Origin of the sequence: Marinomonas mediterranea MMB-1, from assembly GCF_000192865.1 — a bacterium.
Lineage (GTDB): Bacteria > Pseudomonadota > Gammaproteobacteria > Pseudomonadales > Marinomonadaceae > Marinomonas > Marinomonas mediterranea.
In genome coordinates this window covers 4,436,757-4,458,552 of sequence record NC_015276.1, presented here as the reverse complement: position 1 = coordinate 4,458,552, position 21,796 = coordinate 4,436,757, and the positions used below count along the sequence as shown (strand labels likewise).

Genomic DNA, 21,796 nt, shown 5'->3' with positions numbered 1-21,796 from the left:
CTAGTGTTATAACACTCTTAGCATGCTAGAAGCATCGGCTTTGGGTTGATAGAGTCCTCTCTTAGAAGCAATAAAACTAAAAGAACACTCTAAAGAAGAAGGGCGGAAGCACCTTCATAGTTTGATAGTATTAGAGCTGGGCACAATGATTTAACTTTTTGCGACAAAAACGGTTCTATTTGAACGTTTTTTAAACAAAGCAACAGCGGTTCGGCAAGCAACCAGAAAGAGAGTAGGTTGCTAATTTGCTTGATCTACAATACTTATCGGCGCGTAGTGTATAACAAATAGTTAGATCTCTAATTAAATGGATAACGCTTACTTATTATTTGCGCATTTTGGATGACGCTACGGAAGAAATATTTCCAGTAATTCGTTTAGAAACAGTTTGCCTTTTGAGGTCGTTTTTACTTTGCATTCATGCCACGCATCTTGATCTATGAACCCTAATTCTAAGGCTTTCTGACAACCTGCTATCAGCTTTTCAGGTGCTTCTCGGTAGGTAAACCGAGAAAAGTCGGCTAGGTCAAATGTCTCGAATAAACGTAACCGATTCATCATAAATTCAAGCGGAAGGTCTTCGGTTTCAATTTGTTCTTTCGTACCGAGTGCTTCCGGTAAGTTAGACAGATAGTGGTTTGGGTGTCGGGTCTTTCGAGTTCTAAATATTTCGCCATTTTCAAGGGTAATCTTTCCATGTGCGCCTGCACCAATGCCTAGGTAATCACCAAAACGCCAATAGTTTAGATTGTGCTGGGCGTGTTTGCCTGCGCGTGCGTTCGCAGACACCTCATATTGTTGATAACCTTGGGATTCTAATAGGGCTAATCCCTCATCTTGTATTCCCCAAAGCGTATTATCCTCAGGTAATTCGGGCGGGCGACGATAGAATTCGGTATTCGGTTCAATCGTTAATTGATACCAAGATAAATGCTCAGGTGCTAGATCCATAGCCAGTTGTAGGTCTTTGAGCGCCATATCAACGGACTGATCCGGTAAACCATGCATTAAATCTAGGTTGATATTGTCGAACCCCGCAAGCCTAGACTTTTCCACAGCCATAATGGCTTCTTCGCGGTTGTGGATTCTTCCTAGGGTTTTCAACAGGTTTGTGTGGAAACTTTGAATACCAATAGATAGGCGATTGATTCCAGCTTGTCTAAAATGAGCGAATTTTTCTTGCTCAAAGGTGCCGGGGTTGGCTTCCATTGTGATCTCAGCATCATCCACCCACGCCAGTTTGCTTTTGAGTGCTTCCATAAGCCGATAATAGAAATCGGGGCTCATCAAACTTGGTGTTCCACCACCAATAAAGGCGGTTTGGATCGGACGATTGGCAACGTAGGGCAAATCGACTTCTAGATCGGCTAATAGCTGATCTAGGTACGCGTCTTCAGGGAGTTTCCCATTTTCTTCAAAGCGGTCTGCCTGGTGGGAGTTAAAGTCACAATACGGACACTTTCGCACACACCAAGGAGCATGAATGTATAAGCTAAGAGGCGGAAGCGTTAGATTGCTCATGCTAGAACGCTTTTTTCTTTAAACGCTGCCATGAGTAACTTTAACGCTTTCGCTCTGTGACTAAGCGAATTTTTAACCTCTTTTGGGAGGCTGGCAGAACTGCACCCTTGCTCAGGAACGAAGAAAATTGGATCGTAACCAAACCCTTCTACTCCTTCGTTGGATTCAAGGATTCGACCTTCCCAGCTGCCTTGAACGACAATCGGGGTTGGGTCATCTTTGTGGCGCATATATGCGAGCACACAATGAAAACGTGCGGTACGTTGCTCTGTCGGAACACCATCTAGTTTTTCAAGTAACAGCGCATTGTTAGCGTCATTGTCGCCGTGTTCGCCGGCAAAGCGTGCAGAATAGATGCCCGGAGCGCCGTTGAGGTAATCGACTTCGATGCCCGAGTCGTCCGCAATGGCGGGTAAATTAGTGCGCGCGCATGCGTTTCGAGCCTTAAGAATGGCATTTTCTATGAAGCTAAGGCCTGTTTCGTCTGCCTCTTCGACATTAAACTCGCCTTGTGGTTTTACGTCTATGCCGTATTGAGAAAACAGGCTATTAAACTCTTTGATTTTGCCTGAGTTATTGCTGGCTAGCACAATGGTTTTGTTCATAATGAGTTGTCCTGAATCGCTTAGCAGAGTGTATTTAATAGCCGTTATAAAACGGGGACTAGAATATCTCCGAATGTCTGTCAGTGTGATTATTTAGCGGGTAACGTGAAAAATGGCCGTTTCGCTAAATAAATTAGGCATCAAACGGGTCCATAGGTGTCCTTTTAAATTTCCATCTACAGCGGCCCAACGTACAATGGTTAAACCTTTGTCATTGCAAAGGCGACGAAAGTCTTCAAAGGTACAAAAGTGAATGTTGGGCGTGTCATACCAATTGTAGGGCAGAAACTCGGATACGGGCATATGACCTTTTAATCCAAGATGGATGCGGTTGCGCCAGTGGCCGAAATTTGGAAAAGTAATGATGCATTCTTTACCAATACGTAGCATTTCGTCTAGTAGTAGATCAGGACGTCGGAATTGCTGTAGTGCATGCGTCATGACGACCATATCAAAGCTTTGGTCGCCGAAGTTTTGTAGGCCGTTGTCGATGTTTTGCTCAAGGACGGGAACGCCTTTTTCGATACAGGTGTTTATTTGGTCGGCATCGATCTCTAAACCGTAGCCTTTCACTTCTTTTTTGCCGATTAAGTGGTTGAGCAGTTCGCCATCACCGCAACCTAAATCGAGCACTCTCGTGTTCGGCTGTATCCAGTCGTTGATTAATATCAGGTCCGTACGCATGTTACTTCGCCTCCTCTTGAATTTGTTTGCTCACTCGGTTTAACAAGCCTTTTAACGCGGCCATATAGCGAGGAATAGGGAAGAGGAAGGCATCATGACCTTCATCGGCTTCGATTTTTGCATACGATACTTTTTTGCCTGCTTTTACGAGTGCATCAACAATTTCTTCACTCCGTGCTGGCGAGAAGCGCCAGTCCGTTGTAAATGAAACCAATAGAAATTCGCACGTCGCTTTTTCAAGTGCTTTGGCTAAGTCACCTTCTGTACGCGCTGCTGGATCGAAGTAATCCAGTGCTTTGGTCATTAACAGGTAGGTATTGGCGTCAAAGCGATTGGTAAACGCTTCACCTTGATAGCGTAGGTAACTTTCAATCTCAAATTCGATGTCATAGTTATACTGGAAGGTATCATGGCGCATCTGTCGGCCAAACTTCGAGTCCATTGAATCGTCAGATAGGTAGGTAATGTGGGCGAGCATGCGCGCTAGCCCAAGTCCATTTTTGGGTAAGGTCTCTTCATTGAGGTAGTCACCGTCTCGGAAATCTGGATCTCGGCTAATGGACTGACGAGCGACTTCATTAAACGCGATGTTTTGAGCGGACAGCTTAGGCGCGGATGCAATAATGACCGCTGCCTTTAAGCGGTCTGGAAAGCGAATACTCCACTCTAATACCTGCATTCCACCTAGGCTTCCGCCAATGATGGCAGCGAACGTGGTAACGCCCAGTTTATCGGCAAGTCGAGCCTGACTTTCTACCCAGTCTTCAACGGTGACAATTGGAAAATCGGCCCCCCATATTTTTCCTGTGTCTGGGTTAATGCTGGTCGGGCCGGTACTTCCGCAACATCCGCTTAGGTTATTTAAACTAATAACAAAGTGCTTGTTGGTATCAATGGCTTTGCCGGGGCCAATGGCGGAATCCCACCATCCGGGTTTTTTGTCGTCTTTTGAGTGGTAGCCCGCCGCATGATGATCACCACTAAGAGCATGGCAAATCAAGATTGCATTGGATGCATCCTGGTTTAGCGTGCCATATGTTTCATAAACAAGTTGATAACTTGATAGCGATTTACCACATGCAAGTTCCAATGGCTCTGAGAAATGAGCGATTTGTGGCGTAACAACGCCGACAGAATCAACCGGAATGACATCTGGCATAAGTAGCAACTATCCTGACGAATAAAAAAGTGATTAAAGGCCCCGTTATCAGGCTAATAGACGATTGGCCGCTGGGTTGTGGCTAGGGGCGGTAGTAACCTGATACAGATAATGTGGCACAGTCTATCTTGTGCCGAATGTTGCATCAAGTGCCTGACTAAGACGAGAGGGTATTCAGGTAGTGATCTTTGCACAACGACTGTGCTCTCGTAAAATAAGCAGCACGCTTTCGAGGCCTGCTGCTTATTTTAAATATCACACGGCGGCGCTGGGCAGAGTGAATACCTGAGTTTTTCCTGCAAGATCTGACGAAATTCCGCTAATTTGTTCCGTCTTGCTTACAATAATTTCAATGGAGTCGCTGTCGTTTCGCAGTTGCTCTGCGATTTGATCCATATCGCCACTCATTTTAAGCGCAGTGTCTGCCACGTTATGTATGGACTGAGCCATAAGGTTCGATGCATCTGAACTGGTCATGGCGTTTTGTTCAATGGTTTTGATGGCGTCTTCTGCTTGGCTGCCACTCGCTTCGATGCGTTTCAGGCTGTTTTGTCCTTGCTCCATTGAAGCGATTGCAGACTTCGTTGAAGTTTGAATCGTACCGACTATCGACGTAATCTTTGACGTAGCATCGACCGTTTTTTCAGCAAGAGAACGAACTTCGTCAGCCACTACAGAGAATCCTCGACCCGCTTCGCCCGCTCGTGCCGCTTCAATCGCAGCGTTAAGCGCAAGCAGGTTCGTTTGATTTGCCAAATCGTTGATCATTTCAATAACGTTGTCGATGTTGCTTGAGAGTCTACCAAGCTCATCAAGCTGTTGGCTGGTAATGTCTACCTGCGTTACGGCCTCATTTAGGTTATTGAGTACATCTTGAATGGTTTTTGCACCCGCTTTCGCGGATTCGTACGTTTCGTTCGAATGCCCGCGTAATTCTTCTGTCGTATCAGATAATGAGGCAATTCGATTAGAGATATCATCGGTTGAGGTGGCGATGTCATTCGTGCGGTCTGTGGTAGATCTGTTGCTACTCGCGATATTGCTAATCGTGTTGTTTAACTCGGTTACCATGCTGGTCACTTCGGAAGTCGAGCTGACCACATCAGATAAGACACCGCCCAAGCCGTTGGTCATTTCATTAAGTGATTGGCCTAGTGTATCGAATTCATCATTACGTTTTTTATTCACCTCAGCAACCGCGGTCATATCACCTTGTTTTACCTTGGTTAAATCCGCGACCACTTTTTGTAGGGTGTTGCGTGCATTCTTGCCGATAGAGAGCATAAGAATAGCGGCAAATACTGCGACTAATAGACTGATACTAATCAAAGCGCTCAATGATTGTTGGGATTGCGTGTTTGCTCGGTCTTCTGCGGTTTTAACTGCGTCTGCGATTAATGTCATCGCTGCGTCTCGATATTCATCGTAGACGGTTTTTTCTTGCTTGAAGCTTATGCTTAATGCAACGAGTTTATCAAACTCAACTCGATAAGCGTTAAGCGCGGCGTAGTACTCGTCCGATTGCTTTCCTATTGTGTCGGTAAAGCCAAAGTTATCGACGCGTACTTTGAAGCGTTCAAAGCTCTTTGCGATGGGTTGCATGTTTTCATCGGTAGGCGCAATGAGGTAAGTCGTTTCTGCCTTTTTAATATTAACAAATTCTCGCTTAAGCAAGCTTAACTTGGCGATAGAGGTGGTGATCTGATCACTTAACGAAATGACTTGTCCTTGTAAGCCTGATTGCGTGGTAAATCCGACTTTCCCTTTTTGTGCTACGTACTTTTCCAGTGCGATCTCATAGCTTACTAAGTGATCTTTGAGATCAACAAGGGCGCCTTTAATGCCTTCATCTGGAATAAGTTCTATTTCGGTTGTGAGTAACGTACCGTATTCGGTATAGCTGTTGGCCAAATCTGTCTGGTAGTCATCATACGTTGTATCGGTTAACGCCCAGAGTCTATCGCCAAGTTCTAGCATCCCCATCGACAGTCGGTTAACAGAGGCTTGACTGCTGAAGTATTGTTTTAACGTATTGCTTGCTTCTTGTTGTGACGTTAACGCGATGACCGCCACACTAGCTAAAATCGCAAAACCTAAGATTGCGCTAATAAGCAGGCTTATAAGCTTGGTTCTGAACGAAAGATTGTTGAACATACTGAACATCTCCGTTGTAATCATAAATTCATATAAAGATATTGTTAAAAAACGACATGCAATATATGTACACATTAACCCACTGAAGTTACGCAAAGCAAACAATAATCAAGGGAATCTTTGGGGCGAGAACACACTTCTTAACATGTTGAGCGCGCCTTATTGGTGCTACTTGGTTTTGATTTTGCCTTTGGTGGTCGGTGTTTTGAGTTGGAAAGGGTATAAGGCGATGAGATCACATCCTTGTGATCAATGCTTAATATGCTGCTTCTCTGATAAGACTGAAGCTCATAAGACTTATTCGTACCTTCTCTAGTCTCTTTTGTATAGGCTGTAGGTAAGTTGACCCGCTGACTTTTCTTTTATTAGTTCCCAATGAGATGGGAAGTCGAATGAGGATTCGCTTTCACGTTCAATGTAAATCAGTGCCTGCGGCGCAAGCCAACCTTTTTCTTCTAATAAAGGCAGAATTTTTTCAAGCCAGCCTTTGCGAAAAGGGGGGTCGAGAAAAACGATGTCTAGCGGTCGTTTTGGACCTTGATCAAGGTAGGTGAGTGCACTGGTGAAGTGTACTTCGGCATTGGTTGCGTTTAATGTGTTGAGATTGCTTTTAAGCTGTTGGGCAGCGGCTCTATTTGCATCGACGAAAATGCAGCTGGCGGCTCCTCTTGATAAGGCTTCTAAACCGAGTGCCCCCGTGCCACAAAACACGTCTGCGCAATGTGCGCCCGCAATGTCAAAGTTTAACCAATTGAAAACGGTTTCACGCACTCTATCAGGGGTGGGGCGCAGGCCTTCTACTTCAGGAATAGGCAGCTGTCGTGAGCGCCACTCCCCACCAATAATACGAAGTTTGGCATTTTTATTTGTTACAGCGTTTGGTTTTCGGGTGTTCTTTTTCATTGATTAACTTGAATATCCTGATAGCGGTCTAAATAGATCAGCTTAGCTAAATGGTCTTTGTAGTTCTCTATAGTAAATGAATTCAAAGCATCGCTATAGGTTTCTATAAAAGTTTCGAGCGTCAACGACGATGTAGGAGTGGTAATTTGCGTGCTGATGTAAGCCCACCAATCTGGCGTAAGTGTGCGAGATTCGAGCTGCATCAACAATTGTTCTTTTAGTAATATAAACTGCTTTTCATCAGTATAAGACGGGAGCGTGTTGTACTGCTTCCATTGATCCGGTGCAGGTGCTATGTCATCGTTTTGTGTTGTATTTTCTAGAGGAGGTTGGTATTGCTGGCTCCACCATACGTAACTTGGCGCGGTGGTTAGGCTAAGGTGCCACTGCATAAAGTTGATATGAGGGTTCTGATTTGCCGTCGCCACGGAATCTCGCGCCCAGATTAGATAGGTTGCCCAATCTTCCACGCTTTGTGGTGGTTTGACTGAAAGGATACTGTGGCTTTCATGTAATGTTCCTTCATTCATAACGTGATGTGAATGGGTTTGGAAGCCGCTGCTGTTTTCTTCTCTCGCTTCTCTTTCGTCGATGGCTTTTGCATTGACTGTCATAGGTTGGAAAGACTCTGACAATGAATCCAAAAACACATCGATACGTTGTTTTGATGTGTCGTCTAAATGTCCCACAATGCTGATGTGTGATGTCGAGTGTTGAATGCTTTGGTAATGCGCGTTTATGTTTTCTAATGAGACTTGCTTCGTTTTAGTTCCATCGTTTACCAGCAGCATATCGAGTAGTCGCTGCTCCTCATTGCCTAATTCTCGGTGTCTTTGTTGCCAGTTGACTAAGGAGCGAGGTTTAAACGTTGCTTGCTGCAACCAGGTTTTTATGACGGACAAACTGGGAGGTAAGTAATTACTCTCTGAATTGAGTGTGAGTTGCAGTGTTTGCTGTAATGGTGTGATGTAGCTTTCTGCTTTTGCTGACAGCGGAGCAAGGCGTTGATTAATGGTCGATCGACTGAGCGGTAAGCTATCGCCCATTAAGAGGTCAAATGTGGCTTCGGTGAGTTGGCTGTTGGTGTGCTTGGATTCAAATACAAATTTAATGATGACTTTATTGCCGTTTTGCCAGTCTTCCATATTGACCCAGTTAACGGGAATGCCACTGGTTGTTTTCCAAGAGACGACATTGGGTGCGGGTAGGGCAGTATTGGAATAAATAAGGTTAAGAAACCAAATGCCGAGCGTAGAGAGCACCATGATTGCAGCCAAAACGGGGCGGCTAAAAAGCGGTTTATTTCGATCAAACATAGTCCGTATTAGGTTCCGTTATCGTTGTTAGTACATTTTTCCATGAATCTAGGGCTTTTTGCCAATCAGAATGATGATAAAATCACCATTTTATGTGTCTTAGAGCCACATCCGCATTACATGGACTGTGCCTTTAAGCAAAAGATGGGTTTAGCCAAGAGAAAATTTAATGGAAATAGTGAATCAGATTATTGCGTTCTTTACGCCATACCTAGGCGAATACGCTCGCTTTGCCCCGATTGCCATTGGTGTCATTTTAGCGTTGCTTGCGATTTTAGTGAAACGCCGTACTGTAAAAAGTATGGATGCAGATATAAAGTCGGCACAGAAAAAGGCGACAGAAGCTCAGAGTGAGCCAGATTATGATGATCAAGCTTCGAGCGTTGATAGTAAAGCAGAATCAAAGTTTGAGTCTCAAGGCATTGAAGAAGAGCAATCTGACGCCTCGACGCAATCCGTCGTGGATACGGTAAAAACGGTTGATGCTGAGCCTGTTTCTCAAAAGTCAGACTCTGCCGAATACAATCAAGAAGTGCCTGATGAAAAGCCGACGCTATCATGGCGTGAACGTATTCAATCAGGTCTTGCTAGAACCCGAAGCGGATTAGGAAACGGTTTGTCGTCGCTTGTGTTGGGTAGCAAGAAGGTCGACGACGATTTGCTAGAAGAGCTGGAAACCCAGTTGCTGACGGCTGATGTCGGTATTGATGCAACTCAAACGCTTATTGATGGTCTGACAGAAAAGCTCAATCGAAAAGAGCTAAAAGACTCAAATGCTCTGATGTCGTCTTTAAAAGCCGATATGAATGACATTTTGGAGATTTCAGAGAAGCCGCTATCGTTAGACAAAGCGGATGGCCCCTTTGTGATATTGATGGTAGGGGTAAATGGAGTGGGCAAAACCACCACCATTGGTAAACTGGCGAAAAAATATCAGGCAGAAGGTAAGAGTGTTATGCTGGCGGCAGGCGATACCTTCCGAGCCGCCGCCGTTGAACAATTGCAAGTCTGGGGTGATCGAAACCAAGTGCCTGTTGTTGCTCAGCACACAGGTGCAGATTCAGCATCAGTTATTTATGACGCGATAGAATCGGCCAAAGCGAAAAGCGTTGATGTTGTTATTGCGGATACCGCAGGTCGTTTACAGAATAAAGCCAACTTAATGAGTGAACTTGAAAAAGTCGTTCGTGTCATGAAAAAACTCGATGTCTCGGCACCACATGAGGTTATGTTGGTGTTGGATGCGGGTACGGGTCAGAATGCATTGAGTCAGGCGAAGTTGTTTACCGAAGCCGTTGGCGTTTCAGGTATTACCTTAACCAAGCTTGATGGCACCGCAAAAGGCGGGATTATCTTTGCGATTGCAAAACAGTTCGGTTTGCCGATTCGATATATCGGTGTAGGCGAGCAAGCAGAGGACTTAAGACCTTTCGTCGCGCAAGAATTTGTTGACGCTCTCTTTGAAAATGAGTAACAGTGATACACACCATCCAACCTATACATAATAAGGACTTGCTCTGACGTGGAAATCGAATTTCAGCGAGTAGGTAAAAAGTACGACAGTGGTCAAGAAGCTTTGTCACAGGTGAGTTTTCATCTGAGGCAGGGAGAAATGGCGTTTCTAACTGGCCATTCTGGGGCTGGTAAGAGTACTTTGATGAAGCTGATCATGATGATTGAACGTCAGAGCTATGGCCAGATTTTAGTGGATGGTGTGGATCTTAGGACGTTGGGGCGTAAGTCCATTCCGGCCCATCGTCGTCGTGTGGGCGTTGTATTTCAGAATCACCAACTTTTATTTGATCGTAGTGTATTTGATAACGTTGCGCTCCCATTGCAAGTCAGTGGTGCCGACCCTATGCAAATTGGTAAGCGAGTGCGCGCCGCTTTGGATAAAGTCGGGTTGTTGGGAAAAGAAAAGTTTAATCCCATGGCCTTGTCTGGAGGTGAGCAGCAGCGTATCGGCATCGCCCGTGCGGTAGTCAATAAGCCTCAGCTTTTATTAGCCGATGAACCGACAGGTAACTTGGACCCGCGTCTTTCTGCTGAAATTATGAATTTGTTTCAGGAGTTTAATCGTGTCGGTGTGACCGTGATGGTTGCCAGTCACGACTTGGCCTTGATTGCTCGTATGCGCCATCGCGTGTTGACCCTTAACCAAGGGCGGATCGTAAACGACGGGGGCTTTAATTAATGAGTCCTAAGCAGAATCGTCGGGGGGCGACACGTCAAACTGTCACAGGGGTAACCACAACATCTAAATTGGCGAGCGCTAAAGGGTTTAGTCTCTCTCGATATTTTCGCTTGCACCAACAAACCTTGCTCGAAAGCCTTATTCGTTTATTTGCCTATCCGCTTGCTAGTATCATGACGATCGTTGTGATTTCGATATCGCTTGCTTTGCCTGGTGGCTTGTTTGTGATGTTAAAGAACGTTGAGCGTGTGACGGACCAATGGGAACGCCAGTCTGTCATTTCCCTGTATTTGTTTTCTAACTTTGATGACACCGAAGCGCTGTCACTGTCGCATCAGTTGTCTGCTAGAGCAGACGTAAGCTCCGTTGAATACATTTCAAAAGAAGAGGGCTTACGATACTTCGAGCAATCGAGTGGTTATGAAGAAATCCTGTCTGCGCTACCTGAAAACCCGCTGCCTATCGTATTAAAAGTCATACCGACGGCGCCCGTCTCTTTGGCAACATTGCAATCTTTGACCGACTTAAAAGAGGATTTGTCCGAGTTACCGCAGGTTGAGTATGTAGAATTGGATGCGCAATGGTTGCAACGTTTGGCGACCATTCTGAACTTCGGACAGCGCTTCGTTTATGCGTTGTCCGCTTTGCTGATTGCCGCCGTTTTGTTGATAGTGGGCAATACCATTCGAATGGCGGTGGAAAGTCGTCGAGAAGAAGTGCTGGTGATGAAACTGGTTGGTGCGACGGACGCGTATATAAGAAGGCCCTTTTTATATATGGGGTTTTGGTTTGGCGCCTTGGGCGGCTTGCTCGCTTGTATCATGATTTTGCTGTTGAGCTGGTGGGTGAGTACACCAGCAGAGCGTCTCATTGAGTTGTATCACAGCGGTTTTGAGTTGCAGACTTTTAATGCGGGCGAAGTCGTTTTATGCTTAACTATTAGCGCTATTGTCGGTACGGGTGGTGCTTGGATAGCAGTCAGCCGTCATATTGCCGACATTGAATTGCAGTAATAAGGAAGAATTGTTCCTCAATCAGATGAAAAGGTCGCAATTTAGCGCTTTTTCATCTTTACAAGAGTGGCATTTTGATTCATATTTTTGCCACAAAATTTTGGAACGAAGTTGTTAGTATTTGGTCATATAGTCTTGTATGAACAATTTAGAGGTGAATACAAAAATGGGTAAAGCTCTTCAGCCAATTGACATGATGATTCCTGGTCAACATTTGGAATCCTATGTTCAGGGCGTCAGCACAATTCCAATTCTGACTGCAGAAGAAGAACAAAAGTTAGCTGAACGTCTGTACTATGATGGCGACCTAGAAGCGGCTCGCGCATTGGTTATGTCGCACCTAAGATTTGTTGTCCACATTGCTAAAAGCTACTCAGGATACGGATTGTCTCAGGGCGACTTAGTTCAAGAAGGTAACGTAGGCTTAATGAAAGCCGTAAAACGATTCAACCCAGAAGTTGGTGTTCGTTTGGTATCGTTCGCAGTACATTGGATTAAAGCCGAAATACACGAGTTTATTCTTAAGAACTGGCGTATTGTGAAAGTTGCGACAACGAAAGCGCAACGAAAAATGTTTTTCAACTTACGCAGTGCGAAGAAAACATTGTCTTGGTTAAACAATTCCGAAGTGGATGCGGTTGCCAATGATCTTGGCGTTTCTCCTGATGTTGTTCGTCAGATGGAAGGGCGCATGAGCTCGACAGACATGGCATTTGATGCGACGACTGATGACGATGATGATAGCGCCTTTCAAGCGCCAGCCAGTTATTTAGAAGATGGTCGATATGATCCTGCCATGTTGCTTGAAGATGGTAACTGGGAAGCCGATTCTAATCGCCGTTTGCAGCAGGCAATGTCTGATTTAGACGAGCGCAGTCGTAATATATTAGTTCAGCGCTGGTTATCGGAAAATAAGTCAACCTTACATGATTTAGCCGATGAATATGGCGTTTCAGCTGAGCGTATCCGTCAGCTTGAGAAAAACGCGATGAAGAAAATTCGCGTGGCAATGGGCGAAGAGCGGTTTCAATAATCTGAACTGAGACTCTGAGTCCGTTTGTTCTAAAAAACGCTGAATCGACAGAATGCTAAAAGCTCTCATAACATGAGGGCTTTTTTTATGGGTTTTGTTTGGCTTATCTGATCTGAAAATTATCGACTTTGAAGTTGATTGCCTGGCACAAACTTCCAAGTGCGGATGATTTCTAGCTTGTCGACTTCCTTTTTCATTTCAATTGGGAAGGGGGCAAAGGGTTCGGAGAGTCGAACAATTCTCATCGCAGCGTCATCTAGAATACGTAGACCAGACGATTGCAGCACGTCTATCTCATCAACGTAGCCATTGGGTTGTAGAATTACGGCCAAGCGTAATTGACCAAATAGGTTTTGGCGCTTTGCCTCAGAGGGATAATGGATATTGCCAATCCGCTCGATGCGCTTACGCCAATTATCTAAGTACTCAGCATCCAGTGCTGACTTGGCTGATACGGATGTTAAGCGACGAATGCGGGGCCTTTTTGCATAGGCTTGACGTTGCTGATCTAACAAGGCTTCAAGAGACGCTATGTCACTGGATAGGCGGCTCGGGATTTGCGTTTCACCGAGAAATTGCTCTTCCAGTGTTTTTAGCTCCTGTTCCATGTCATTGTTAATAACAAGCTTGGCCTCGGTGTGTTTGCTAATAATGACATCAGGCTGATCGACAGGCTGTTTTGATGCTAATTGAGGTTGAACAGGTGGCGTGATGTCTTGAATTTCATCGGCAATAAATTGCGCTGTTTCCGTGGTTGTGAGCTTCTGTTTACGAATTTCGGTGCCACTGGCGAGCTGATTGGCTTGCGCCAAAAAGTCCGCTTCTTTTGGTGCGTCTGTTTTATGTTGGACAAGTGTGATCTCCAGAGTGCGCGGATGAGGAGGCGTACCCAATGAAAAGTCAAAACTAACCAACGTCACCGCCACCACATGTAATGTGATGGCAATGAACAAGGCAACAGAGAAACGATCAGCAGTTCGCATTATGGGCGCTTAGGTTCGTAGATTATTTATAGGCTTCATAAATAATAGTCACTTATGCCAATTTATCTTCAATAGCATCCATAAGTTGTTTGGCAATATTCAGCCCAAATTGATTGTCTAACTCTCTTACACAGGTGGGGCTGGTGACATTGATTTCTGTTAGATAGTCGCCAATTACGTCTAATCCAACAAACATAAGGTCTTTTTCTAATAATGTTGGAATCACCTGGTCGCAAATCCAGCGATCTCGGTCTGATAAAGGTCGTCCTTCACCGCGTCCCCCTGCGGCTAAGTTGCCTCGGGTTTCGCCACTCGCAGGAATTCGTGCTAAGGCGTAAGGAATGGGCTCGCCATTGACGATAAGAATTCGTTTGTCCCCTTCTTTAATTTCAGGAATAAACTTCTGCGCCATGATTTGTCGGCTACCCATTTCAGTTAGCGATTCAATGATGACACTGACGTTAGGGTCATCTTGTTTGAGTCGGAAGATCGATGTGCCGCCCATGCCATCAAGTGGTTTAAAGATGACATCGTTGTGGGTTTTGTGAAACTCTCGGAGTAAATCTGGGCGACGAGTAACGAGGACCTCAGGGCAACATTGTGGGAACTGAGTCGCAAATAGTTTCTCATTGCAGTCTCTTAGGCTCGCTGGGTTGTTCACCACCATCGCTCCGTCCCTTTGTGCTTGTTCAAGTATCATTGTGCTATACATGAACTCGCCATCAAATGGAGGGTCTTTACGCATTAAAATGACGTCTAAATCGCCTAATGCTAGCGATTGCTCTTCACCCAACTCATAAAAGGATTCTTCGTCTTTAAAGACAGTAAGGGGGTGTGCAATTGCATAGGCTTTGCCTTGCTGCAAAAACAGATCTGATTGCTCCATGTATATCAGATCCCAGCCTTTGTCTGCTGCTGCCCATAACATCGCGAGAGAAGTGTCTTTTTTATAAGTAATGGATTGAATTGGGTCCATTACGATGCCGAGTTTGATGGTCATCTTGATTGTTCCGTCCGCCAAAGGATAGTGCTAGATGCGCAAAGGCACGATCTAGTGAATATCGAAATTAATGTAGTAGATGCTATAGAAATATAAGGGCTAAGAGAAGGATTAATAGAGTGAGTGCGTGGAAAGATTTAACTTTAGCGTCGGTCAACGCTGTAAATTGTCCAACGTTCGACATCCGCAACCTTATTGGCAAAGACCTCGGCAACGACTCGACGGTTAGTTGCGCGGCCGTCTATGGTCTCGTTGTCCGCAATCGGTTTGCTTTCACCATAGCCAATGGCTTCAACCCGTTTTCGGTCAATTTTAAAGCTGTTGATTAAAACATCGGCAATAGCGTCTGCGCGGTTTTGCGACAGTGCTTCGTTGTAGTCGGCCGCACCGACGTCATCGGTATGACCTTCAATGACAACGCTGCTCCCCGCATTACTCTTCATGAAGTCTGCAAGCTTTTTGACTTCGCCGTAAAAACGAGGTTTAACGACGTACTTTCCTGAGTCGAATAGAATGTTCAACTCGACAGAAAGCAGTCGCTTGTTAACGGTCGGACATCCATAGTTGTCCACTTTTGCGCCGCGAGGAGTATTTGCGCATCGGTCTCGAACATTGATTACGCCATCTTTGTCGTTATCGGCAAGCTGGCTTGCTTTAATTCTATCGCCATAGACAGAGCCTGCCATGCTCGGTGTGTGCATTAACACACCGAGAAGCCCAAACAATAAGACAGGCAGGACACGCATCATTACCAGTTGCCCCCTTCTTCACCCGAATCAAGGAATAGCTCATCTTCAGATGTCGAGTCGCTCGATTCAGGCTGTGTATTGGTAGGAGTGACATCTGGTGTCGTCACGACGTCAGGCGCAGTGGTTGGCTCCGCCGGTGCGATCTGAGTCTCAGCATTTTGCAGTTCTTCGATGGCTGTTTGTCCTGTCGGTGGCTCGTCGTCAACAAACTCATCTTCAAACCCTAAAACGGGCGGACGATAAATTCGGAAGGCGCGCATTAAGTCGCCTTTAGCGTTGAACAATCGAAACTCGGAGAACAGTTCATCATAGTCTGTATTGACATAATCCTGTCTCGCTTGAAACAGCTCGTTTTCACTGTCTAGGACGTCGAGTAATGTTCTGCGTCCTAAGCGGAATTGTTTTTCGTACGCGATTTGCGACTCTTTGGTTGCAATCACATACTCACGAATGTGCTCTTTTTGTTCTAGTGTGGCTTCATAAGCCGCCCATGATTGACGAACGGTAAGTTCTGTTTCACGTTGTGTGCGACGTTGAACTTCACGTGCTTGAGTATTTTGTTCGTTTGCGACTTGAGTTCGACGTTTTGTAAGTCCACCACTGTATAAGTTATAGGTGAGTCGGAACATTGCCGTTAAGTCTTCCGATGGGTTTTCATTACCATCTAGATTGTTGTTAAACGTACGTGCAAGCTCAAAGTTGATGGTGGGGAGGTTGTCTGCTTTTGTTGCGCTAATGAAGCTGTCTGTTGCTTTAACATCCCAGTAAGCACCTTCAATGGCTGGATTCTTAGTCATTGCTTGATCCAGAGCATCGTCGAGATCTTTAGGGAGCTGTTCTCTATCTGGCACAGGGTAAATCATTTCTTCTTGAGGTAACTCACCAACGACTTTCTTGTACTGACTTTCCGCATTGCGTAAGTTATTTACCGCAGACAAGCGATTTGATTTTGCTTTTGCAAGTCGTGCCGTAATTTGGCTTAGGTCAGATTGACGTCCGACCCCCGCATTACTTTTTAGCCTGATTTGTTTGAAAATTCGAGTGTGTGTTTCTAGGTTTAAATCGGCCAAGTCGACCAGTTCACGAAAGCGTAGTACGTTCGCGTAGGCTTCTGCGACTTCCAAAGCGGTGTTCTCGACCGCTGAAAGCGCTTGCCAACGTGAGGCTTCAGTCTCTTCCGATAGCCTTTTGGTTTCATTCTTTGAAAGCGACCCATCATAAATAGGCTGAGTCAACGACAAGGATAGCTCCCTGCGTGTCAGGTCGACATCTTCCCCAGATTGCTGAAAGTCATACGTTGTTTCATGACCTATCCCAGCGGAAAGGTCTATACGAGGGTATAGTCCTCCACGTCGTGTGATTTCAGTATTAGTTAACCCTTCCCTGTAGGACGATACGGCTTGCCGCACTTCGGGGCTATTTTCGATGGCTATGTAGGTAGCTTCCTCAAGCGAAATCGCACTGGCATTCGCACTAAGCGATGCTAGAGTTATAGTGCACGCACTAGAGAGCAGTAATCTTTTTAGCAGCATATTACACCTGTATCCAAATTGAACCGCCTTTATAGTCTTCCTAACCATAAAGTATGCAAGACAGTGTTGGCTATCTCACAAGATTTTTAATAGGTATTCGTCTTACTCTTATTATGGCGTTAAATGACACAAACTTAGCGTAAATATTTGTTGCTATTGTTGGCTAAAGGTCGCCCCACATGAGGTTTAATGTAGTCAGGGCGACAACTGGGGCCGTTTCTGTTCTTAAGACTCTTGGGCCAAGTGCGATGGATTGAAAGCCAAATAAACTTGCTTTTTCTACTTCTATATCCGTCAAACCGCCCTCAGGCCCGATTAATAAAGCAATGCTGTTTTCGGGTGGTCGTTCGAAATCGTGAATAGGTTTGGCGCTATGATGATGCAGTGTAATCTTTAACATTTCGTTACACTTTTCTACCCAATCTAACAAGTTAATGGGCTCCAGTATCTTGGGTACAACACCTCGACCACATTGTTCTGCCGCACTTATTGCAACTTGTTGCCAATGCTTTAGTCGTTTTTCCATTCGATCCTCTTGAAGCTTCACTTCACAGCGTTCACTAAAGAGTGGCTGTATCCGAAATACTCCAGACTCAACCGCTTTTTGAATGGCATAATCCATGCGTTCGCCACGGGAGAGAGATTGACCAATGGTCACTTTTAGTGGGGATTCGTTTTCTAGTACTCGATAAGTGGTTAACTGAGCACTCGCAGCTCTTTTTTGGACATTATAGAGGGTTGCGTCGTATTCACCTCCATCGCCATTAAATAATATGATGGCGTGCCCTTCTTTTAATCGAAGTACTTTGCAGCAATGTTGAAAGGCCGAGTCCGGCAAAATGATCTCGGTGTGTTCAGTTAAATCAATGTCGACATAAATTCGCGGTATACGCATATAAAAAAAGCCCTCTCACGTGAGAAGGCTTTTATAACGGAATTAAAGAGAATTATAAACCTGCAGATGTGCGTAATGCAGCTGCTTTGTCCGTTTTCTCCCAAGTGAAGTTGTCACCCGTGCGACCAAAGTGGCCGTAAGCAGCGGTTGGCAGGTAGATTGGTCGTTTTAAATCAAGCATCTCGATTAATCCAGCAGGACGCAGATCAAAGTGCTCGCGTACTAGCTCAATAATTTGAAGGTCGCTGATTTTTCCAGTGCCAAATGTATTAATGCTGATCGAAGTCGGCTCAGAAACGCCGATCGCGTAGGACACTTGAATCTCGCACTTGTCGGCCAAGCCTGCAGCAACGATGTTTTTCGCTACATAGCGTCCGGCGTAAGCGGCTGAGCGGTCTACTTTTGATGGATCTTTACCGGAGAATGCTCCGCCACCATGTCGAGCCATGCCGCCGTAAGTGTCAACAATGATTTTACGGCCAGTTAGTCCACAATCGCCTACAGGGCCACCAATGATAAATTGACCTGTTGGGTTAATGAAATACTTCGTCTCTTTCGATAACCATTCTTCAGGAAGAACAGGTTTAATGATTTCTTCTAGTACCGCTTCTCTTAAGTCAGCTTGTTTTACGGCCGCGCTGTGTTGCGTTGACAGGACAACGGCGTCGATAGCGCAAGGTTTGCCGTTTTCGTCATAGCGGAATGTCACCTGACTTTTTGCATCTGGGCGTAAGAAATCCAATTTGCCATTCTTACGTACTTCAGCTTGGCGCTCTACAAGGCGGTGAGCGTATGTGATTGGGGCTGGCATAAGAACGTCTGTTTCATTGGTAGCGAAACCAAACATTAACCCTTGGTCGCCTGCGCCAAGTTCTTTTTCATTTGCTTCGTCTACGCCGACAGCGATGTCTGCTGATTGTTTGCCGATGGCATTCATAACCGCACAAGATTCCCAATCAAATCCCATGTCGGAGCTGTTATAGCCGATTTCGCGGATGACGCCGCGTGCAATTTCTTCTATATCAACCCAAGCGTTGGTGCGTACTTCACCAGCGACTAAAACCATGCCGGTTTTTACGAGTGTCTCGCATGCAACGCGTGCATTGCTATCTTCCGCTAGGATAGCGTCAAGGATGGCATCAGAAACTTGGTCTGCGATTTTGTCTGGGTGACCTTCGGAAACAGATTCTGATGTAAATAAAGAGTAGTCTGACATGTTCAGTGCCTCTATCGAATAAGATAAAAAAGCGCCAAACAGGCATAAAAAAACCCGCTTAGCATGAGTGTAGCTAAACAGGCATTCTGCTGCTTCTGTTTAGCTGATTTTATATAGCGTCCGCAAGCCGAAACAAATCGACGCTGTAAGACGAATTTTGAATTAAATTTGCCCAACATTCAAGTGTTTTCTAAGAATGATTGTTATTTACGTGAGGTTTGTGAGATCCATAGCTTCTAGGGAAGGTATGAACAAGTCCACTGGCTTCAGCGTGTGGATAACTCTTCTTTATTCGAGGCAAGTTTCGCTGTCCAATATTGAGCATATTGGCAAGAAAGTTAACAAAGAATTAAAGAAAGCTTAGCCCACGCCCATTGGGTCTTTCAGAGAAAAAGCCTATCTTCGTTAAGAGTGATTGAAAGGTATTAACATTCCTGCTCACTCTCGCCTTAATAAGCTGTTTCTCTGATAAGACTGAAGCTCATAAGACTTATTCGTACCTTCCCTAGATAGCCCACTGCGTCGTAAGTCTAAAATTTAGAGCAATAATTATTCGAATGTTGGCATTATAGGGAGGGATTTTAATGACTTTTTTGCTACCATGGTGCCTATAAAAGCAATGCGTAACCACTATCTTAAAAAATAGGGCTCTAGAGCCTCAATATTCTTCGTCAAGTAACTAGGAGTAGAATAAAAATGCCTTCTCGTAAAGAACTCGCTAATGCCATACGTGTTCTCAGCATGGACGCTGTACAGAAAGCCAAATCAGGGCACCCTGGCGCACCGCTGGGTATGGCTGATATTGCAGAAGTTCTGTGGAATGACTTTCTAAAGCATAACCCAGTCAATGCAAAATGGGCTGATCGTGACCGTTTCGTCTTGTCAAATGGCCATGGTTCAATGCTTATTTATTCTCTTCTTCACTTGTCTGGCTACAATTTGCCAATGGAAGAGCTTAAGCAATTCCGTCAATTGCACTCGAAAACACCTGGGCATCCAGAATACGGTTACACAGACGGTGTTGAAACAACAACCGGACCGCTTGGTGCTGGCATTAGTAATGCTGTTGGTATGGCGATCGCTGAAAAAACACTAGCGGCTCAATTTAACCGCGAAGGCCACGATATCGTAGACCACTTCACATACTGCTTTATGGGTGACGGCTGTATGATGGAAGGTATTTCTCATGAGGCTTGTTCTCTAGCAGGTACGCTAGGTCTAGGTAAGTTGGTTGCGTTTTGGGATGACAATGGTATTTCCATTGATGGTCATGTTGAAGGTTGGTTCTCAGATGACACGCCAAAACGCTTCGAGGCGTACGGTTGGCATGTTATCTCTGACGTGGATGGCCATGACGCTGCGGCGATAAAAGCGGCTATTGAAGCGGCGCAAGCAGAAACGAATAAGCCGACTTTAATTTGCTGTAAGACAGTGATTGGTTACGGTTCTCCTAATAAGTCTGGCAGCCACGATTGTCATGGCGCGCCTCTTGGCGACGAAGAAATCGCTGCTGCTCGTGAGTTCCTTGGTTGGCCTCATGCACCGTTTGAAATCCCAGCTGACGTTTACACTGGTTGGGATGCGAAAGAGCAAGGCGCTGCAAACGAAGAAAAGTGGAATGCGGGATTTGAGGCATATAAAACGGCTTACCCAGAATTGGCAGCAGAATTCGAACGTCGAGTTCTAAACGGTGAATTGCCTGCGGACTTCGAAGAAAAAGCCCAAGCTTTTATTAAAGAAACACAAGAAAAATCTGAAAATATTGCCAGCCGTAAAGCATCACAAAATGCAATCGGCGCATTCGGAGCAATGTTGCCTGAGTTGCTTGGTGGTTCAGCGGATTTGGCTGGTTCAAACTTAACGCTTTGGTCTGGTTCTAAAGGGATCCAAGATGAAGCGGATGGTAACTACATTTACTACGGCGTTCGTGAATTTGGCATGAGCGGTATCATGAACGGTGCTTCGTTACACGGTGGTTTTATTAACTACGGTGCGACCTTCTTAATGTTCATGGAATATGCACGAAATGCGGTACGTATGTCTGCTCTAATGGGTATTCAAAACGTATTTGTCTATACTCATGACTCAATCGGCCAAGGTGAAGATGGACCTACTCACCAGCCAATCGAGCAAATCGCTAACTTGCGTATGACTCCGAATATGGCGCTTTGGCGTCCAGCGGATGCAGCTGAAACAGCTGTGGCTTGGAAGGCTGCAATTGAACGTCGCGATGGGCCTTCTTCTCTTGTTTTCTCTCGTCAAGGTTTACCTGCGCAAGCGCGTACAGACGAGCAGTTGGCAAATGTTGCTAAAGGTGGTTATGTACTTGCTGATTGTGAAGGTACTCCTGACGTGATTCTTATCGCAACGGGCTCTGAAATCGCGCTTGCGCAAGAGTCTGCTAAAGCACTTACTGAAAAAGGTCATCAAGTGCGTGTTGTGTCGATGCCTTCTACAAATGTGTTTGATGCACAAGACGCGGCTTATAAAGAATCCGTACTTCCAAAAGCGGTCACGAAGCGTATTGCTATAGAAGCTGCGCATGTTGACTTCTGGTACAAGTATGTTGGCTTTGACGGTGATGTTGTAGGTATGACTACATTTGGTGAGTCAGCTCCAGGTGGCGCACTCATGAAGCACTTCGGTTTCACCGTTGACAATGTTGTTGAAAAAGCTGAGGCTATCCTCAAGGCTTAGTGTCTGACGGCGTTTAGTGTAAAAAAGAGGAGTGTCTGCTCCTCTTTTTTCCGTTAGAACTTATCGTGCGTATAACCAATGCCGAGTGAGTAAAATAAGGGATGTCGCTATTACTCTATAAAAAGGTTTTATGGGTCTCTCT

18 protein-coding genes and 1 riboswitch are annotated in these 21,796 nt (G+C 45.3%); of the genes, 5 read left to right on the top strand and 13 right to left on the bottom strand.

Translation table 11 applies throughout. The features are described from left to right. Window positions 1-348: 348 nt before the first annotated feature. From hemW to MARME_RS20240, 7 genes are all read right to left on the bottom strand, one after another. Window positions 349-1,521, bottom strand: coding sequence for a radical SAM family heme chaperone HemW (hemW, locus tag MARME_RS20270; RefSeq protein WP_013663142.1), 1,173 nt, complete (start codon window positions 1,519-1,521; stop codon window positions 349-351). Further along, complete coding sequence (gene rdgB / locus MARME_RS20265; protein ID WP_013663141.1) at window positions 1,518-2,126, bottom strand: RdgB/HAM1 family non-canonical purine NTP pyrophosphatase; 609 nt, start codon at window positions 2,124-2,126, stop codon at window positions 1,518-1,520. Before rdgB ends, hemW begins: the two co-directional genes overlap by 4 nt. A 93-nt stretch (window positions 2,127-2,219) precedes the next feature. Next, window positions 2,220-2,810 (bottom strand): methionine biosynthesis protein MetW, encoded by a 591-nt coding sequence (gene metW / locus MARME_RS20260; RefSeq protein WP_013663140.1) that lies wholly within the window; start codon window positions 2,808-2,810, stop codon window positions 2,220-2,222. Window position 2,811: 1 nt separating this feature from the next. Beyond that, window positions 2,812-3,969, bottom strand: a complete 1,158-nt coding sequence (gene metX / locus MARME_RS20255) for a homoserine O-succinyltransferase MetX (RefSeq protein ID WP_013663139.1) — start codon at window positions 3,967-3,969, stop codon at window positions 2,812-2,814. Window positions 3,970-4,224: 255 nt separating this feature from the next. Next, window positions 4,225-6,123, bottom strand: a complete 1,899-nt coding sequence (locus MARME_RS20250) for a methyl-accepting chemotaxis protein (protein WP_013663138.1) — start codon at window positions 6,121-6,123, stop codon at window positions 4,225-4,227. A 312-nt stretch (window positions 6,124-6,435) separates the two neighbouring features. Further along, window positions 6,436-7,026, bottom strand: a complete 591-nt coding sequence (gene rsmD, locus MARME_RS20245; protein ID WP_013663137.1) for a 16S rRNA (guanine(966)-N(2))-methyltransferase RsmD — start codon at window positions 7,024-7,026, stop codon at window positions 6,436-6,438. Then, window positions 7,023-8,342: a hypothetical protein gene (locus MARME_RS20240; RefSeq protein ID WP_013663136.1), complete on the bottom strand. Its 1,320-nt coding sequence runs from the start codon at window positions 8,340-8,342 to the stop codon at window positions 7,023-7,025. Before MARME_RS20240 ends, rsmD begins: the two co-directional genes overlap by 4 nt. A 169-nt stretch (window positions 8,343-8,511) precedes the next feature. Between MARME_RS20240 and ftsY the strand changes: the two genes are divergently transcribed. From ftsY to rpoH, 4 genes are all read left to right on the top strand, one after another. Continuing rightward, complete coding sequence (gene ftsY, locus MARME_RS20235) at window positions 8,512-9,816, top strand: signal recognition particle-docking protein FtsY (protein ID WP_013663135.1); 1,305 nt, start codon at window positions 8,512-8,514, stop codon at window positions 9,814-9,816. Window positions 9,817-9,864: 48 nt separating this feature from the next. Then, window positions 9,865-10,536: a cell division ATP-binding protein FtsE gene (gene ftsE, locus MARME_RS20230; protein WP_013663134.1), complete on the top strand. Its 672-nt coding sequence runs from the start codon at window positions 9,865-9,867 to the stop codon at window positions 10,534-10,536. Beyond that, entirely contained in the window at window positions 10,536-11,549 is a 1,014-nt protein-coding gene (gene ftsX, locus MARME_RS20225) for a permease-like cell division protein FtsX (protein ID WP_013663133.1), read from the top strand. Before ftsE ends, ftsX begins: the two co-directional genes overlap by 1 nt. 166 nt (window positions 11,550-11,715) lie before the next feature. Next, the gene (gene rpoH, locus MARME_RS20220; protein WP_013663132.1) at window positions 11,716-12,582 is read left to right on the top strand and encodes an RNA polymerase sigma factor RpoH; all 867 of its coding nucleotides are present in this window, start codon (window positions 11,716-11,718) and stop codon (window positions 12,580-12,582) included. Window positions 12,583-12,701: 119 nt separating this feature from the next. Here rpoH and MARME_RS20215 read toward each other — a convergent pair whose 3' ends face one another. From MARME_RS20215 to metK, 6 genes are all read right to left on the bottom strand, one after another. Next, on the bottom strand, window positions 12,702-13,565 hold the full coding sequence (locus MARME_RS20215) for an energy transducer TonB (protein ID WP_013663131.1): 864 nt from the start codon (window positions 13,563-13,565) through the stop codon (window positions 12,702-12,704). 52 nt (window positions 13,566-13,617) lie between these two features. After that, window positions 13,618-14,565, bottom strand: coding sequence for a glutathione synthase (gene gshB, locus MARME_RS20210; protein ID WP_013663130.1), 948 nt, complete (start codon window positions 14,563-14,565; stop codon window positions 13,618-13,620). A 143-nt stretch (window positions 14,566-14,708) separates the two neighbouring features. Then, a complete protein-coding gene (locus tag MARME_RS20205) occupies window positions 14,709-15,314 on the bottom strand; it encodes an OmpA family protein (RefSeq protein ID WP_013663129.1) in 606 nt (201 codons plus the stop codon). Beyond that, on the bottom strand, window positions 15,314-16,846 hold the full coding sequence (locus MARME_RS20200; RefSeq protein WP_013663128.1) for a TolC family outer membrane protein: 1,533 nt from the start codon (window positions 16,844-16,846) through the stop codon (window positions 15,314-15,316). The genes MARME_RS20205 and MARME_RS20200 overlap by 1 nt, the downstream gene beginning before the upstream one ends. A 163-nt stretch (window positions 16,847-17,009) precedes the next feature. Then, window positions 17,010-17,741 carry a 16S rRNA (uracil(1498)-N(3))-methyltransferase gene (locus MARME_RS20195; protein ID WP_013663127.1) on the bottom strand — a complete coding sequence of 244 codons (732 nt, stop codon included), beginning with the start codon at window positions 17,739-17,741 and terminating at the stop codon, window positions 17,010-17,012. 52 nt (window positions 17,742-17,793) lie between these two features. Continuing rightward, window positions 17,794-18,957: a methionine adenosyltransferase gene (gene metK, locus MARME_RS20190; protein WP_013663126.1), complete on the bottom strand. Its 1,164-nt coding sequence runs from the start codon at window positions 18,955-18,957 to the stop codon at window positions 17,794-17,796. A 78-nt stretch (window positions 18,958-19,035) separates the two neighbouring features. Continuing rightward, window positions 19,036-19,111, bottom strand: a riboswitch (SAM riboswitch). Between the two features lie 542 nt (window positions 19,112-19,653). On the opposite strand from metK, the gene tkt reads away from it, so the two are divergent. Beyond that, on the top strand, window positions 19,654-21,654 hold the full coding sequence (tkt, locus tag MARME_RS20185) for a transketolase (RefSeq protein WP_013663125.1): 2,001 nt from the start codon (window positions 19,654-19,656) through the stop codon (window positions 21,652-21,654). Window positions 21,655-21,796: the final 142 nt, after the last annotated feature.

Coding starts and splice junctions, on each gene's coding strand:
- tkt (WP_013663125.1), top strand. CDS start 19,654: ATGCCTTCTCGTAAAGAACTCGCTAATGCCATACGTGTTCTCAGCATG.
- MARME_RS20200 (WP_013663128.1), bottom strand. CDS start 16,846: ATGCTGCTAAAAAGATTACTGCTCTCTAGTGCGTGCACTATAACTCTA.
- ftsX (WP_013663133.1), top strand. CDS start 10,536: ATGAGTCCTAAGCAGAATCGTCGGGGGGCGACACGTCAAACTGTCACA.
- MARME_RS20195 (WP_013663127.1), bottom strand. CDS start 17,741: ATGCGTATACCGCGAATTTATGTCGACATTGATTTAACTGAACACACC.
- metX (WP_013663139.1), bottom strand. CDS start 3,969: ATGCCAGATGTCATTCCGGTTGATTCTGTCGGCGTTGTTACGCCACAA.
- gshB (WP_013663130.1), bottom strand. CDS start 14,565: ATGACCATCAAACTCGGCATCGTAATGGACCCAATTCAATCCATTACT.
- metW (WP_013663140.1), bottom strand. CDS start 2,810: ATGCGTACGGACCTGATATTAATCAACGACTGGATACAGCCGAACACG.
- MARME_RS20240 (WP_013663136.1), bottom strand. CDS start 8,342: ATGTTTGATCGAAATAAACCGCTTTTTAGCCGCCCCGTTTTGGCTGCA.
- ftsY (WP_013663135.1), top strand. CDS start 8,512: ATGGAAATAGTGAATCAGATTATTGCGTTCTTTACGCCATACCTAGGC.
- rdgB (WP_013663141.1), bottom strand. CDS start 2,126: ATGAACAAAACCATTGTGCTAGCCAGCAATAACTCAGGCAAAATCAAA.
- metK (WP_013663126.1), bottom strand. CDS start 18,957: ATGTCAGACTACTCTTTATTTACATCAGAATCTGTTTCCGAAGGTCAC.
- hemW (WP_013663142.1), bottom strand. CDS start 1,521: ATGAGCAATCTAACGCTTCCGCCTCTTAGCTTATACATTCATGCTCCT.
- rpoH (WP_013663132.1), top strand. CDS start 11,716: ATGGGTAAAGCTCTTCAGCCAATTGACATGATGATTCCTGGTCAACAT.
- rsmD (WP_013663137.1), bottom strand. CDS start 7,026: ATGAAAAAGAACACCCGAAAACCAAACGCTGTAACAAATAAAAATGCC.
- MARME_RS20205 (WP_013663129.1), bottom strand. CDS start 15,314: ATGATGCGTGTCCTGCCTGTCTTATTGTTTGGGCTTCTCGGTGTGTTA.
- MARME_RS20250 (WP_013663138.1), bottom strand. CDS start 6,123: ATGTTCAACAATCTTTCGTTCAGAACCAAGCTTATAAGCCTGCTTATT.
- MARME_RS20215 (WP_013663131.1), bottom strand. CDS start 13,565: ATGCGAACTGCTGATCGTTTCTCTGTTGCCTTGTTCATTGCCATCACA.